The 17,051-nt window shown below is 32.1% G+C and carries 11 protein-coding genes; all 11 read left to right on the forward strand.

The window, feature by feature from the left end:
- The first annotated feature begins 1 nt into the window (after position 1).
- The 11 genes from LPB87_RS10280 (at position 2) to LPB87_RS10330 (ending at position 17,046) form a co-directional block, all read left to right on the forward strand.
- Entirely contained in the window at positions 2–5,227 is a 5,226-nt protein-coding gene (locus LPB87_RS10280) for a T9SS type A sorting domain-containing protein (protein WP_230727842.1), read from the forward strand.
- A gap of 3 nt (positions 5,228–5,230) precedes the next feature.
- Positions 5,231–10,207 (forward strand): fibronectin type III domain-containing protein, encoded by a 4,977-nt coding sequence (locus LPB87_RS10285; RefSeq protein ID WP_230727843.1) that lies wholly within the window; start codon positions 5,231–5,233, stop codon positions 10,205–10,207.
- On the forward strand, positions 10,204–10,719 hold the full coding sequence (locus LPB87_RS10290; protein ID WP_230727844.1) for a hypothetical protein: 516 nt from the start codon (positions 10,204–10,206) through the stop codon (positions 10,717–10,719). Before LPB87_RS10285 ends, LPB87_RS10290 begins: the two co-directional genes overlap by 4 nt.
- A gap of 35 nt (positions 10,720–10,754) precedes the next feature.
- Positions 10,755–11,114: a hypothetical protein gene (locus tag LPB87_RS10295; protein ID WP_230727845.1), complete on the forward strand. Its 360-nt coding sequence runs from the start codon at positions 10,755–10,757 to the stop codon at positions 11,112–11,114.
- Positions 11,111–11,632 (forward strand): hypothetical protein, encoded by a 522-nt coding sequence (locus tag LPB87_RS10300; RefSeq protein WP_230727846.1) that lies wholly within the window; start codon positions 11,111–11,113, stop codon positions 11,630–11,632. Before LPB87_RS10295 ends, LPB87_RS10300 begins: the two co-directional genes overlap by 4 nt.
- Positions 11,633–11,636: 4 nt before the next feature.
- The gene (locus LPB87_RS10305; RefSeq protein WP_230727847.1) at positions 11,637–12,443 is read left to right on the forward strand and encodes a deaminase domain-containing protein; all 807 of its coding nucleotides are present in this window, start codon (positions 11,637–11,639) and stop codon (positions 12,441–12,443) included.
- A gap of 4 nt (positions 12,444–12,447) precedes the next feature.
- The gene (locus LPB87_RS10310; protein WP_129537879.1) at positions 12,448–12,711 is read left to right on the forward strand and encodes a hypothetical protein; all 264 of its coding nucleotides are present in this window, start codon (positions 12,448–12,450) and stop codon (positions 12,709–12,711) included.
- 5 nt (positions 12,712–12,716) lie between these two features.
- On the forward strand, positions 12,717–13,226 hold the full coding sequence (locus LPB87_RS10315; RefSeq protein WP_230727848.1) for a hypothetical protein: 510 nt from the start codon (positions 12,717–12,719) through the stop codon (positions 13,224–13,226).
- A gap of 209 nt (positions 13,227–13,435) precedes the next feature.
- The gene (locus LPB87_RS10320) at positions 13,436–14,284 is read left to right on the forward strand and encodes a hypothetical protein (RefSeq protein ID WP_230727849.1); all 849 of its coding nucleotides are present in this window, start codon (positions 13,436–13,438) and stop codon (positions 14,282–14,284) included.
- Between the two features lie 25 nt (positions 14,285–14,309).
- On the forward strand, positions 14,310–15,629 hold the full coding sequence (locus LPB87_RS10325) for an IPT/TIG domain-containing protein (protein WP_230727850.1): 1,320 nt from the start codon (positions 14,310–14,312) through the stop codon (positions 15,627–15,629).
- A gap of 73 nt (positions 15,630–15,702) precedes the next feature.
- Positions 15,703–17,046, forward strand: a complete 1,344-nt coding sequence (locus LPB87_RS10330; RefSeq protein ID WP_230727851.1) for a PKD domain-containing protein — start codon at positions 15,703–15,705, stop codon at positions 17,044–17,046.
- Positions 17,047–17,051: the final 5 nt, after the last annotated feature.

Consider the following 17,051-nt stretch of genomic DNA (forward strand, 5'->3'; position numbering starts at 1 on the left):
TATGAAGAATTTTTACTTATTGATAATTTTATTGGTTTCGGGTTTTAGTTTTGCTCAGATTAATTTAACAGGTGATGCTAATTACAAATTAAATATTATAGGATATCAAGGTAGGGATAGTGATGGATGTGGTAACATTGATGGACTAAAGCATATTAAAGCAACTCGACGTGATGGTAGCACTTTTTTCATATTTAATGGAAGAAAAATTTTTGATAATGTAGACCATGAGTCCGTTTACACCAAAAATAACCCTATTGTAAACTTAGAATTTTATAAGGTAGTAAAATGGAAAAACTGGGCAGGTAACTGTGATGGTGGACCAAACCACAATTATGATAATGTTAAAATAGATAATACTTGTTTTTCTTCCTACCAAGCTGATGCTGGAAGCTCTTTAGCCCAATTAACAGTCACTTCTAAACCTAGTGTTGTAATTAATGAGTCCGATGAACCATTATATCTAGACGAAACAGCAAGCCTAAAGATTGCATTGCCAGACAATCTTACTAAAAATCATTATAATTGGAAGTTTAGAGTAGGTAATGGACCTGACCAAGATATACCTGCACCTTTTAATCATAGTTCTATCTTAAATATTAAAGGAGGAGATTTTCTAAAGCAAGAAGATTTTGGAAAGACTGTTAATGTTTGGCTAAACATGAATTGTAGTGCTGGTGGTGAACAAGCGAAAGGATATGCTAATAGAGAAGCCCATGTACAAACCCTAAATTGCATAAGCAAATGCCCTAGTATTAATTTTGGTTGTAGATTAAGGTGTAAAAAAAACACACCTAATCTTTACAATGCAATTTACACACCTGAACTACAAAAAAAATATAAAAGTCTTGACTCGAATCCTATTTCATTCGTTTATTTAAAATCTGCCCCAAAAGTTATCTCTAAAATCTCAACTGATGCAAGTTGTTATGATGAAAATGATGGGTCTGTTAAGATTACATTTAATAAACCTTTATTACAAGGAGAAAATTTGGAATATTCTTTGTTAGTGAATGATACACCTAAAATATCTGGTAAAGTTACTATGGATGCAAATAACTCATTTACAATTTCAAATTTAATTCAAGGTGATTATACTTTTCAATTAATTGGTTTTTATGACGGCTCTAATACTCAAACTATTACTCCTATTCCTGTAACATTCCTAATAGAAAAGCCAACCCCAGTAGATTTTTTTTTATCATCTACAGATGTACAATGTTATGGTGGTCAAGACGGAACTATAACTGTTACGCCTACTGGAGGAACCCGCACCACAGGAGGTAATGATTACTATTCAACAGATAATGGGCAAACCTGGATTCCTTTTCCTAATAACAAACCACATATTATTACCGGTTTAAAACCTGGTACATACAAAGTTAAAGTAAAAGATATGAATGGCTGTATAGCTAAAACTCAAAAATTAGTAAATGGAGTGATAAAACTTGGTGAAGATAAAATAATAGAAAAAACAATCTCAGAACCATTAGTACCTTTAACTCTAAAGTATACATTCAAAAAAGACCCCACTTTTTACGGAGCGGCCAACGGAAAATTAGTTACCGCCATATCTGGTGGGACTATTAATGATGACAAATCCTATGGTTTTGAATGGAAAAATAGTATTGGTGTTGTTATGCCTGCAACAGCTCAGTATAATTCTGCTGATAAAACATATAATATTACATTAGAAAATGCTCCTGAGGGAGAATACAAACTAACTGTAAAAGATAAAAATTACAATAACGCCATAAATAAAAAAGGCTGTTCTATTATCGAGTCCTCTCAAATATTAACGCAGCCCGAAAAAATTAAAATTACTTTACAAGAAACACAACCTATTTCTTGTAACACTGAAAATTCAGAATCAGATGTAAATAAATTCTCAGACGGGATTTTAAAAGCAACAGTAAGTGGTGGTATTCCATTTTCAGGAACAGTAAATAATGGATTACCTTATATCTTTATTTGGTCAAAATATAATACTATAACAGGGTTATGGGAGGAATTGTCAGAATATAAAACAGCAACTGCTGAGAATCTTTCAAAAGGAAACTATTCATTAAATATTATTGATGCTAACGGCATAGTACAGGGAACTTATAATACTACAGATTTAGTAACAGCTACTCCAACAACAAAAGAAATAGTAGAACCTGCTAAACTAGAACTAACATTTGATTCTGGAAATATTTCTTGTCACGCAGGAAATAATGGATGGGTTCAAGCGAATGTTACAGGAGGATCTAGTCCTTATAGCTATACTTGGTACAATACAGGTGAAGGAATTATTGACCTAAATAAAATATCTCATTTAACTGCAGGTACCTATACTGTTGAAGTTATTGATGCAAAAGGCTGTTTTACAAAAGGGAGTATTGTAATAAGTGAACCTGAATTTCCTGTCGCAATTGAGTATATAGACATTTTTACTCCTACTTTTTCAGGAGCAACCAATGGAAGAATTGTAGCTAAGATAACAGGAGGAACACCAAATGATGATAAATCATATCATTATCAATGGAAAAACTCGGCGGGAGTATTACAAACTACAACTGCAGAATTAAAAGATGGATTTTATACTATTACTCTAAATGGTGTTCCTGCCGATGCTTATTTTTTAACGATTAAGGATAAAAATTATAACGAAGGAACAACTCAAATTATTAATTGTTCCGTGTTAGAATCAGAAGTAAAACTGACCGAACCAGATCCACTTGTAGTTACCTTCGAAATTAAACAAACCATTTCTTGTAATACAAGTAACGAATTTGGAAATGATAAAGATACAACGCCAAAAGATGGTCAACGTGACGAGTCGCAAGATGGTATTTTACTAGCCCATGTAACTGGAGGAACTCCACTGGCCTCTTCTGCAAATAATGGATTGTCTTATTATTTTTATTGGAAAAAACAACAGGCAGATGGTTCCTGGTTAGCTTTGCCTAACATTACAAGTGAAACAGCCTCAAACCTTTCTCATGGAAATTATGCGTTGAATGTAAAAGACAGAAACGGCATTATGTTAGGAACTTATCTTAACAATGTGCTCACACAGGAAATTGATGTTACACAATTAATGCAGGAACCTCCAAAATTAGCTGTAACTATAACGCATGGAGATGTTTTTTGCAATGGCGGAAATGACGGTTGGGCTACAGCAAATGTTGTGGGAGGAACGCCTCCTTATGATTATAGATGGTCTAATGAAGTAGATATTGATGAAAATACGATTCTAAAAGCAGGCGAATACTGGGTGTTTATTACAGATGCTAAAGGATGTACAACACAGGAAAGTGTTACTATCTTACAACCTGCAACACCTTTGTCTATAAAATATACAGAAGTTCTTGACCCCAGTTTTTACAAAGCTACCAATGGAAAAATTGTTGTAGAAGTTACAGGTGGAACAATTTTTCCAGACAACTCCTATTGGTTTGAATGGAAAAATAGTAAAGAAATAATACAAACTACAACCACAACGAGCTTTAGCAATGGTGTTTATACGATCTCTCTAAGCGGGATTCCTGAGGAAACCTATAGCCTAACAGTTCGTGATGCTAATTATAAAGCAGCAACAAATAAAATAAGTTGTACGGTGGCAAATTCAATTACAACTTTGGATGATCCGGATCCGCTTGAAGTTACTTTTGAAGTAGTTCGTACTATTTCGTGTAATGTAAGTAATGAATTTGGAAACGAGACCGATGCGAATCCACAAGACAACCAAAGAGACGAATCGCAGGACGGAATTTTAGTAGCTCATGTCAAGGGAGGAATTCAGTTAAAGGCAGATAAAAATAACGCACTACCCTATTTTTATACCTGGAAGAAACAGCAAAAAGATGGTTCATGGATTATTTGGAACGATCAGGATGAAACAGCCGAAAACGTATCTGATGGAACATATGCCTTAAATATTGAAGATGCCAACGGAATAAAACTCGGAACGTATGTCAATAATCTTTTAGTAAAAGAAATAGATGTTACTCAGTATATGCCAGAACCAGCAAAGCTTAATCTGACTTTTACAAAAGCGAATGCCAGCTGTAATAATGGAGATGATGGTTGGGCAGAAGCACACGTTTCTGGCGGAACTCCGCCTTATACATATGAGTGGACAAATGGTGAAACAACAGCAAGAATTGAAAATATTACAACAAACAACTACTTTGTAATTGCAACCGACGCAAAAGGCTGTGTTATTCAGGGGAGCATTTTTGTAGGTGATCCGAAAGGAATATTCACTACCGAAACAGTAACAAATCCAACTTGTTATAGTGGTAATGATGGTTCAATAGAACTAAATGTTACTGGTGGAAATTTACCTTATAGTTTTTTATGGAATACAGGAGCTACTACCAAAGATCTAAATAATCTGGTAGCAGGAAATTATGAAGTAACGATTATTTGTTCTGATTGCTGTGTTTATAAAAAGAAGTTTGTTTTAAAAGATCCAAACCCAATTGTGGTTGATTTAGGGAAAGACAGAACTTTATGCAACGATCAGGTATTAGATTTAGATGCTACAATCGCAGATGATAAAGCACAATACAGTTGGAGTTCTACAAATGGATTTACATCAAATCAGGCTAAAGTAAGTTTGACCAAAGCTGGAACTTATACTGTAAAAGTAACTTCTGCTTTGGGCTGTGTTGGAGAAGACGAAATTATAATAAAAACAAATCAGGTGGTAATCAGTTCTGAGTTTTTACTCAGCTCTCAGGCTTACTCAGATGAAGAAGTCATTTTGATAAATACTAGTAATCCTTTTGGAGAAAGTACCCAGTGGATACTACCTAAAGGGGTTAGTATTGTAGAGCAAAAAGAAAAATACATTACACTTAAATTTGATGCTACTGGTATTTATACAATAGGTTTGCAACAAACACAAGGAGATTGTTTTGCAACCTACAATAAAAACATTACAGTAGAAAAACGAAGTACATTACCAAATGTAGGTACAATGTCAAAATTTATTACAGATTTTATAGTAACACCAAATCCAAGTAACGGTAATTTTAAAGCTATTATTAATTTAGAGAATAATAGTACAGTCAATTTACGACTCTTTTCTACTACAGGAGAATTTGCTACGCAGAAAAAAGATTCAGGAAAGAAAAAGTACGAAGTCGATTTTAACACTTCATTGCCCTCTGGAATGTATATTTTGGTACTCGAAACAGAGCAACAAACGCTTGTTAAAAAAATTATCATCTATTAAAAAATGAAAAACTTTTTCAAAAACATAATATTATTTGCTCTTTTTTGTTCCGTTTTGGGGGGCTGGGGAGCTCATGCCCAATTATTTCCTGTCCAATTAACACCTGTTTTTAATAGCCCGTACAGCGTCAAATTATCCGATTACGCTACCAGTATGGATACTAAAATGCGACTGCTAATCAACCCTACTGATATTTCAATATCACAACGACAGGTACGTTTAAAATTACATATCCAAGGTAACGGGCTCAACATACAAACCAGCGATTATATGGTAGGACAACGTCCTATTTTTATCAATGGAGGCGAATTGCAGACCTTAACTAACACTGATATTGGAGCCTTATTTAGGTTAGAAAACCTACAAGGAATTACAGCATTACAATATGCCAACGGATTACCAGAAGGCATGTACAGTTTTTGTTTTGAAATGTTTGATTATATGACCAATCAAAGAATTTCGCAAAAAAGCTGTGCGAGTTTATATTTGATTTTAAACGACCCTCCACTTTTAAATACGCCTCAGAAAAATGAGCAAATAGCTTCAAGCGATTTCCCCAATATTATGTTTACCTGGACTCCGCGCCAGATGAATGCGACTAATATCTCCTATAAGTTCGAGTTAAAACGCCTTATTGATCCTACACTAGACCCACAGTTTGCATTCCAGATGTCTCCCCTATTATATGAGGAAACACTTTTTGGAACTGCGCTACTGTATAATTTAAGTATGCCAATCCTGACGCCGGGCATGCGTTATGCATGGAAGGTAAAGGCTATATCTACAACAGGACTTTCCGAAAATGCTGTATTTAAAAATGATGGCTATAGTGAAATTTATTCGTTTAAATATACTGCTTCTTGCCCTGCTCCTACCTTTTTGTTAAGCGAATCTCAAAGTTCAAAAAGTGTAAAAATCACATGGGAAGGAATACCAGAACACACCCGTTATCAAGTACAATATAAAAAACAAAATGTTCGTAATGCGCAATGGTTTTCGACAAATAGTTTAAACACGCAAAGTTTAATCACCAATTTAGAGCCAGGTTTAACCTATGAGTTTAGAGTTGGTTCAAGTTGTGATCCAGCAACTGATGGTGTTCAGTCGTTTACCTATTCGGGAATCAGCACATTTACCACACCAACAGAAACTAGTGCCGTTCCTGCTTATAATTGTGGTATTATACCCCAAATTAATATTCAGAATCAAAAACCGCTTACCAATTTAATACAAAGCGAAACGTTTAAAGCTGGAGATTTTCCGGTAACTATTCTTGAACTCAAAGGCGAGAATAGTCCTTACTCTGGTAGAGGTTATATTATTGTACCTTATCTAAAAGACGCCAAAATTGCTGTTGAGTTTAACAATATTGTAGTAAATACCGATTATCAGTTGATTAGTGGTATCGTTGAAACAAGTTATAATCCCGAATGGAAAAACGTTACCGATGTAGAAGATTTCACAGGCGAAGGTCAGGGCGGGCAAATTGAAGAAACTGTTCCGTTTGAGATAAAAGACATTGTTATTAATCCCAATGGAGATATTGTTGTAAATGGTAACGATGGACAACAAGTTACCATTCCGGGAGGAAAAGATACTGTCATTACTGATAGTAAAGGAAATACGTATACTGTAGACAAAAATGGAAACGGAAGTAACCAACCTACTGAACCTGCCGAGGGAGGAAAACCAACACCAGAGAATACCGATGGTGTAGATAAAAACGGTCAGGCCACTGCATTCACAGCCAAAGGAATCTCGATTGCTTTTTCAGGAAACGGAAGCAAATATGCTTTTGATGTAATGCCGAATAACGCAGCTACCGCTTTACAAAAGCTATACAAAAAAGTAGGTGATGTTGCCTTGCCTTATAAAGCAGTTTTAAATGGAGATACGGATACCGTATTGGCTACGATAAACATTACAGACGCGAATGTAAAAGCAGATAGTATTGTGTTTAAAACCCAAAATGGTGCCAAAATAAACGTTACAAGAAATGATAAAGTCTTCGTGCTAACAGTAAAAGGAAATCTGAGTTATGCCGAAGAAGAAATATTAGCCACTATAAAACAAGGAAAAAAATGGAAAGTTATAGGAGCTTTTATGCTCGTACATATTTCTCCAAAAGAAGTAAATGTGGCGCTGGTACCTACAGATAATATTTCGAAAAATAGGCTTGATGAAGTGATTGCTAATACTCAGGCGATTTATAACAAAGTTGGAGTAAAGATTAATTTCAAGAAAGAGGATGTACTAGAAGATTTCGATCGTGTTGTTCCTGGGAAAACAATTCAAACAGAAAAAAACAGCCTTACCTCTACCTATAGTACTGAGCAACAAAACATAAATGCATTATATCATGGTACAGACAATAGTTATGTACTGTTTATAACAAATAAGCCTTCAAGCACTGGACAGGATGGTTATATGCGTTTGAACGGACAGTTCGGATATGTATTTCCTTCCCGAACGGAGGCTGTGGGACTTAAAACCCCTGCACACGAATTAGGTCACGGAATTTTTAAATTACAACACCCTTTTGAGCAGTACAAGACTTCAGAATCTGGTACCGATTTTTTAATGGACTACAGTTCAGGAACTATCTTAAATCACCTAGATTGGAAACAAATCAATGATCCTGCGTTTAAGCTGTATGCGTTTCAGAGTCAAGCTAGTGGGCAGTTTGCATTAGCTCAATTAACCCCTAATTGGGAACCATTCACTTATGAAGACTCAAATACTTATGTGACTTTCAATAGAAATACTCCTTCATTGAATGGTACTGTACAGGGGATATCTGTAAATGATGTTGTGTATAAATGGAATTCAACCCAAAATAATTATTTTAGAGAAGGTTCGCTTGAACCATTAAAAATTAAAGTAATTGATAAGCCAAAACCTGATCTGGTTGTACAATTATTTTGGATGAGAGATAAATGTGGATATGATGAAAGATACAGTTCTAAGTGGAGCTATCTTTCTGATAAAAAAGGTTTTAATATAGATGATGTCAAAGAAAAGGGCTTTGTGACCTTTAATGACAGAATACCATGTCAAGTGGAGGGTGTAAATCAAGGAAGTGATTCTGTAGATACGAATTGTGATGGTAAAGATATTGCTCTTTTAAATAAACAGAAAGAAGATGTTGTTGCTCTTATAAAAACTGTTGATATTAATGTACTAACTAAGAAAATAAATGAAATTGATATTTGTGCCATTAGAAAACTCACATATGAACAAATTGAGAGCTTAGTCACTAAGATTTCATCTTTAAAAGACATTGATGATGAACACGAAAAAGCCTTATTGAGGCTAATGAATAGTGTAAAAGAAGAAAAATATCGCTCTTTATATGATTTATTAGAAAATGGTAACAACAAATTAATAAAGCATTACATTAATGAGTTCAATGACCATTCTATAAATCCTTTCGATGGTAATAATTATACATCATTAAACATGATGTTATTAAAGATGTATCAGTCTAATCCTAAAGCATGGATTGACAGAATACCAGTTAGTGATTTACCAGAATATTTTGTAGACAAATATTTTACAAAACCAACGGTAAAAATACTTTCTCTGAATGATTTGATTTCAGGTACTTCTGAAATATATGAGCAAGGTTTTCAATACAATCCAGATAATGGAAAAATAAGAATAACACACACCGCCACAGCAATTCAAGCAGTTATAGGTAATGCAACTGGTGCATATTATGCTCCGGTAGGAATGCCACGAATAATCAGTACGATAGAAGTGGATCCGCTTACTCCTGTAATGATTGATTTTAATGATGATTTGCAGGTGATAGAAATCGCTTTGAACAATGCAGGCTATCAAAAAGGTCAGGAGATTGTGATACCAGCCTTGTTTTTAAAATTTGGTTTAGATAAACTGAAGAGCAATACTATTGAAAAATCTTCTTTACTTGCATTAAATGGATTGACGATAGTAACGGGTGCACCTGCAATTATTCAAGGCGCAACTCTAGCCAAGCGTTTATGGGCACTTGCAGAAGTAGCTGGAGCAGCTGGAGATATAGCTGTAAATACAGAATATGTTCAAAAAAATCATCCTAAATTAACTACTGCTACCAATATTTTTAATGGTACCATGGGAGTTGTTGGATTAAAAAATTTAATAACAAATACAGGAATTAGAAGTTTTGTGAAAAATTTACCACCTCAGGTAAAGCAAGCTTTTAAGGATAGTAAAGAAATAAAATCCATACTCGCAGCTAAATACATAAATTGGAGAATTGCCGTTTCCGAGATTAAAGATATTAGCACAGCAGAACAACAATTAATCTCTAAGCAAGAAAAAATTTGGAAGGCTTTTGGAATGACTGAGAAAATGATAGAAGCGGAAAGTTCTATTAACAAAATGCTGAAAAATGCTGATTTCAAAAATATCTATGACGATTTATTGAGTGGAGCTACAGCTAGGCGATTTGCTAAAGAATTATCTCTAGAAGAAGAAGCTATTTATAAGTTTTACACTAATGTATCTTATTATAAATTTAATCAATCATTGATTGAAGGAAGTAAAACTGAGGATATTATAGAAATAGAAAAATTATTAAATAGGTCTTTAGATAAAGTAAAATCATCTCCCTCAACTTACTATCGTGGTATAGGTAAGGTAGAAATGGATAAATTAGATAATTTTAAAGAAGGAGATAAAATCTCTTATGAAAACTTTTTATCTAGTACCGACGATCAATTAATAGCTGTTAAATTTATAGAAAATAATATCCGAAAAACGGGAGAAGGAGCTTTAGTTATTATAGAATCAAAAAATGCTAAAAATATCAAAATGTTTTCTGATGCATCCAAAGAAAATGAATTTTTACATAAAAGTAATTCCAAATTTATTTTAAAAGAAGTCTTAAGGAATAAAGTGATAAATTCTTTGGAAGTTGCTATAGATGGTGCAACTCCACAATATGGAACAATTTATAAAATACAAGAATTATGAGAAAATTAAAAGAACTTACAAAATTATACGATAGTAATGCTGAACTTTTTACAGAAAAAGGTTTTTTAGATGCAGTCATATATATTAAAGAATGGAGTAGTCTTACAGATATTGAAAAAATTAAAAAAAGAAAAAATCGTTTAAAATATAACGAAATTCATTTTAATGAAACTATTCAAGAAAAAAAGAAGTATGATTATGAAAAAAGTGTCATAAAAACATCAGAATTGATAATGCTTTTCATGGAAAAAACAGATATATTCCTAGATATAGAAATGAAAAATATTACTAATAATTATTTATTTCGAATTAGTAATTTATTATACTGTGAAAAGTTTTTAATCAACAATCATTTATCATATAAAATGATTAATCATGTCCCATATGAAATTTTTGAACCATTAATCGAAAAAATTAATAAATCTCAAGAGTATAAAGAATACGGATTAGAAGGATTATTTAAAGAATATAAAAAAATGACCAAGCTTTATAACGAAGAACCATATGAATAATCAGGTAAATTTAAATGCTGTACTACTAAATGTTTATGTTAGATATAAAAAAATTTCCTAAAAAAGAATTATCTGAAATAGAATTAATCTTATTAGCTCAAATGGCTGAAGACGATTCCAATTTGATTAATTGGATAGAATTCTCTAATACATTAACTGGAGAACAAAAATTAGAAGTTCATAATAAATGTATTGAATTATCAAGGAAAATCGAAAAGGATAAGTTTGAATCAATGACTTCTGAAGAAAAAAAGGCAGAAAATGAAAAATTAAATAAAAGTATAAATACCAATCATTTCACAGGAAATATGGGAGAATTAAAAGGAGAACATGGAAACGATGAAAACGGAAAAAGCCTTGAAAATGGTCGAGATATTATGAAAGGAGAATTATGAAATTAGATAGTCAACACTTATACAAAGCTTTAAAAAGTAATACTGAAATTCTTACTACAGAATTAGAGGAACTTAATTATGGGAGAATGTTTTGGAAATTCGATTTTATTGTTGATAACCAAAAAGTCAATAATCCATTATTAAAATGTGAATTCGAAGGGCTTTTTGTAGACCTTAACCATTTTAAAATGGAATCAGAAAACGGAAAATATATTTATATTCCAAAATACAATCCTGTAATATACAATACCCAATCAAAAGAATTTAAAGAGTATAAATCACCTATCGAACCACAAAACAATGATTTTGTGAGAAACTATTTCTTTGATAACAATTTGATTATTCTTCATGAAAGAAGTGTTTATAAAATTAATTTAGAAAGCGGAACTATTACAAATACTTCTTTTGAATTTGGGAGTGTTATATTAAATGATATTTATTTATCCGATGGACGATTCCTACTGGCATTTAAAAATCTAAAAAACTATGAAGATGAAGAACAAGAAATTAAACTGTAGTACTATGAAAAGGATAATAACCCTATTTCTTGTATTCTATTCGTTGGTTTCTTTTGCACAATGTCCTCTTAATGTATTGGCAGATGACTTGTCAAAAACCAATAAAGAATTTAAAGAATTCGTTAATGAAAGTTCTGGTTTTAAAGCTTGGCAAATATTAGAAAAAGAGGCTCCAACATTACGCACAGACATTAGTGAGCTAAGTTTAGTTTCTAAAAATCTAGACGCTGTTGAAAAAGCTGGAGGATATACTAAGTGGAAAGCATTAGGAGATGTTGGGAAGGTTCCAACAAGACTTGTAATAGATGGAAAAATATTAAGAGGGTCTTCACAAGAATATTCACTTGCAAAAAAAATAGTTAATGAGTATATACAAGGAGAAATTTATAAAATTAAAAAATCTGGTTTACCTGAAATTGAACAAAAAAAGGCAATTGCAAATTTGCAAAAACAAAATAAAGCCTATTTAGAAGGCAAAATTGATAATTTGATATTTGATAAAAGTGAGATTAGAAAAAGTGGTGACATTTTCGATAAAGAACAGATTTTCAACGCATATAAGGTTGATAAAGATGGAGGAGTAAATACGAATGATGCTTGGTTAAGAAACCAAGATACTGAGTATGTAATGCTTTCAGAAATTGCTCACTCATTAGGTGCAAAAAAAGGAGAAATTTATAATAATATCACAGGGGAATTAAAAATTGTTTCGGAATTGACATACTGCACTTCTTGTCAGGGTGTGATTCAAGATTTCAGTAAGATGTTTCCGAATGTAGATATTGTATTGATCGATAATTTAAAATACTAAAAAAATGAAAGTTACACAGGTAATGTATGCGCCAATTGCAGCACGACAATATACATACAGATTTAATAAAGAAAATAACACCAATATTGATGTTACAGATGAAATTATTGACGGTTCTCCATTTGTTTATATTGATTTTAAAGATACTTCTGCTCAATTAATACACAAGTATTCATACGAATTAGGACAAATTCAATATTATTTGGCGAAAAGTAAAGAAAGTTGGTTACCAATAGCTGACTACCCTTTTCCTCCTACAGAAAAATAAATATTATGCTTAATTTAAAAAGTATTCTTGAAATTTATAAAAAAGAAAATATAAGTCTAGATGAAATCATGTTTATCGAAATGATTGATAAACATAAAAGTTGGCAATTAATGACTGATGAAGAAAAGTTTCAGGATAAAAAGCAATCTTATTTAATAAATATTAAATTCGATGGGGCTTCTTTAGAAATTGAATATGAAAAACAAATTATTGTTTTTTTAGAAAAAGTATTGTTTTTTATTAGAACCATTAATGAACAGGAAATTTTTAGTGAATATTTATCTCTTAATAAAGAGGATAAAATACTATTTCGTATGTATTATTTGTTGTATAGTGAAAAAGAATTATTACTACATACGAGAAGTTCAAGAGGAACAAAAGTTCATATTCCATTTGAAACTTTTGAGGATTTAATAAATCAAATAAATTTTACTGCATTATATGAAGAATATAAACTAAAACAACTTTTTGAAGATTATAGTTTGTTGTTGAAACTATTTTCGGAAAAACCTTAAAATTAAAGTAAAAAGTAAATATTTGATGAAAATACAATGAGTTACGTTTTTTAGTTTCCTAGCTAAGATTATCCCTAGCTCGCGCGAGTATTTTGCTCGTGAATGAATATGCAAAGAAAAAATACAGATTAAATTAAGGAATAAACCATACCTTTTTGAATGAAGGCTACCAAATAACAAATAAATTAATGGAAACTAAAAAATTACACATGAAAAAAAATATTTTAACCCTAATAATTGTGCTAATAAGCATTAGCAGTTTTGCACAAAAGCTAAAGATCGATAAAGGAGAAATCAAATTAGATGATAAAACAATTGGTTATATAGAGGGTAAAAAACCTGTTTTTAAAATCTACAGTTTAGATAAAAGTTATGTTATTACTGCAGAATTAAAGGATGCTCCAAATGCACCATCTATGACGCTACCATGGATAGAAATTAAAGATGAGGCAACAGGAAAGTCGAATGAATTAGAATTTAAGAATAAGAGTAGAAAATTTAGTGCCTTTAATTATGATAGAAGCATTGTTTACGAGCTCATGGATAGAAATCTAGTAACTGCTGAAGGTTTAAATAAAGAAACTACGGAAAGTTTTATTAACGGAGAATCAGCAGGTATTGCTAAAAAACGTTTGGGAGATCAAAGTGTGATAAACAATGCAAGTGCTATCGCAGATACTCATCAATTAGCGATTGATGACGCAGGAACTATTTACAGTATAAAAGCACAAAACCCTGATCCTTTAGATAAAAGAATAGGTTATATCAGGATGACATCTCCATCAACAAATGGTGAATTAAAATATGAAATTTTGGATCTAGACAATAGAATAATAGCAACTTGGTATGCAAAAGCGGCTATGGTTTCAGGCTATGATAAACTTTTAAATCAAGAACTTATTACGTTTGATAATAAGGTTTTTAAAGCCACTTTTGACAATAGAGGTAATCCGATTGGATATAGAATGAGTAAAGATATAACTGCAATGAATATTGTGAGAGTACTTGTTGGTAACGGATACACTTTAGGGAGTCAATATTTAGAAAGCAGAAAATAATTAAGTTAACAGAAATTAAATAAAAATGAAAAAGAGAATTTTAATCGTAGTTGCATTACAACTTTTTTTAACGCTAAATAGTTGTAGTTCAGACTCAGGAAATGATTCGCCTACTCAAGAGCCACCAGTTGTAGTGATAAAAACAGCAAAAGTAACATCCTATTCAAAAAATGCTGGAGAAACTGGAGAAACTGTTAGTATCTATGGTGAAAATTTTTCGGATAAAGTAAGTGATATAAAAATAACATTTGATAGGGTACCTGCAACAATTCTTTCCGCTACTGCCAGCGAAATATCATTTACACTACCAGCTACGGAAAAACTATTACCATCATTAGTTCTAACAATTGTAAACAGAATAGTAACTAATGATGTAAAAAATACATATAATGGCAACATTGGTATTTTACCAATTCCATCAACTACAGGCTGGTTCACTATTCCAATACATAGAAAAAGTGACTCTGCAATTCCTCGCATACAAATGTTAAGTGATAAGATTTTATATTACACTCAAAGTGGTGCACGTCTCTCTAGAACTTTAGATGGAGGTATTACTTGGACAGATTGGTCCAATAATGGTTTTGGTGCTGGATTTCATGCAACTATAAATGATGAAGGATGGTGTCATACTGGTTTTGGAATTTCTAAAATAGCAGTTGGTGGATATCTTGGTATTGACCAATTTGCCAATTTTGGAGATAACAAAGTAGAAACAGCTTATTCTATCTATGTAGATGATAATATGAAAGATGGAACAATTATCTCTCAAAAAGGAAAAGTATTTACCACAAAAAATGGAGTTGATTTTACTAAAGTTTACGAAATAGAAGATAATGGAGCCAATCTTTATCAAGCAACAGAACTTGATAATGATCATATTTGGGCTATTGGATATAAAAATATAAAAGATGCAAATGGATTTTCTGGAGACCACCCTTTTATCTTATTCAAAAACAACACAGCAGATGGCTGGAAAGAGTATCCTTTTGTAAAGGAAAATTCAGGTTATTACGCTAGAGAAATTTGTTTTGTTGATTCTGAAAATGGTTTTCTTTTAATCAATAAATATCTAAAAACATTATTAGATGTTAAGTTGTTTAAAACCATTAATGGAGGTGACTCTTGGTCTCAAATTTATAATGGAGAGATGTTTACCAAATTTACTTTTAAAGATGCCAATACAGGTTGGGCAATTCTAGATAATAAAATCTATAAAACAATTAATGGCGGTAGTGTTTGGACTCTTGACTACACACACGACCAACCTATCCGCAATATTTCATATAAGAACAATGTTGTTTGGGCTTTTTCTACAGATAAGATTATCAAACGCTATTTGTAATATTTAGCGATAGAATACTGTATAATAAAAACATTACAGCCCTAAAAAGCTGTAATGTTTTAAAATAAATGGAATGAAAAAAACTTTACTCTTACTATTATTTATTGTTATTACTTCGTGTTATCAGGAAACTTCTATAGCCTTAGAAGGTGATTTTACGACTTCGTATGTAAATGAGGATGAATCAATTCCTGTTATTATCAAAATAGACAATAAAGTCACTGGAGCAGATACGTATGAATGGACTTTTGAAGGAGGCAATCCAAGTAGTTCATCTTTAAAAAATCCAGGTGAAATATTGTATGATAAGCAAGGAACGTTTATCATAAAACTCAAAGCATCAAATGTAGATGGAGAGCATAAAGAATTTAGTCAAACCGTTGTTATAAAAGACGGAATCAACATTCAGTTTACCCATGAAATTACTAAGAGTAATTATTCTCCGGTTGAAGTCGTTCTAAAGAATACTACCCCTGGGGAAGGATTAACTTTTCAGTGGGACTTTCAAGACGGAATTCCTGCAAGTTTTACAGGAAAAACACCTCCAAATGCTGTATTTACAACTCCTGGTGAACACACAATAACGCTAACAGTTTCTAATGGTTTTGAATCACAAAAACAAACTAAAACAATTACTGTTGCTCCTTATTTAGTGAGTTTGTTCACTTACGAACCAAAGTTTGAAGATGATGACTACCAGGCTCCGGTTACGATACATTTTATCAATAAATCTACTAGTGCAACAAACTACAAATGGACTTTTGCTGGCGGAAATCCAGCAACATCAACTGAAGAAAATCCTACGGTTGTTTTTGCAAGTGCAGGCGGCCATGAAGTTACACTAGAAGCTATTAACGATAAGACTAGTCAGATTTTTAAATCTACAATTACAGTTTTACCAGATACGAATCTGCGTATTTTGACCAACGTTAAATTGGGAATCAATGCAGCACATAACAACAATACTATTGGGGCAATGTTCTCAACAGTTACAAGACAGGTATACAAGGCAAATGAAATCAACGATCAAAATAGCAATTTAATTGATATTGTTTTTCAGGGCCTGAACAACAATTTTACCTATAACAGATTTATATCTCCAGATCAGGTAAACAATTATGGTTTTTTAGCATTAAAAAATGCACAAAGCACCATTTTTATAAATTCTCAAAATTTGTGTAATTGTGGTTTAAATTTTACCGAAACTCAATTTGACGCGATGGTAAATGATTACCCCATAAAATCTTTAAATATAAATTATAACGCAGCTGGCGAACAGCAATTTGGCTTTACTTATCCAAAAATCATTTTGTTTAAAACACAAGACGGCAGAAAAGGAGCCATCAAAATTAAAGATATGGTAAAGAACGGAACTGGTTCTTATATTTTATGCGATATCAAAGTACAAAAACAATAACCGAT

Origin of the sequence: Flavobacterium sp. EDS, assembly GCF_020991525.1 — a bacterium.
In the GTDB taxonomy this organism is placed as follows: domain Bacteria; phylum Bacteroidota; class Bacteroidia; order Flavobacteriales; family Flavobacteriaceae; genus Flavobacterium.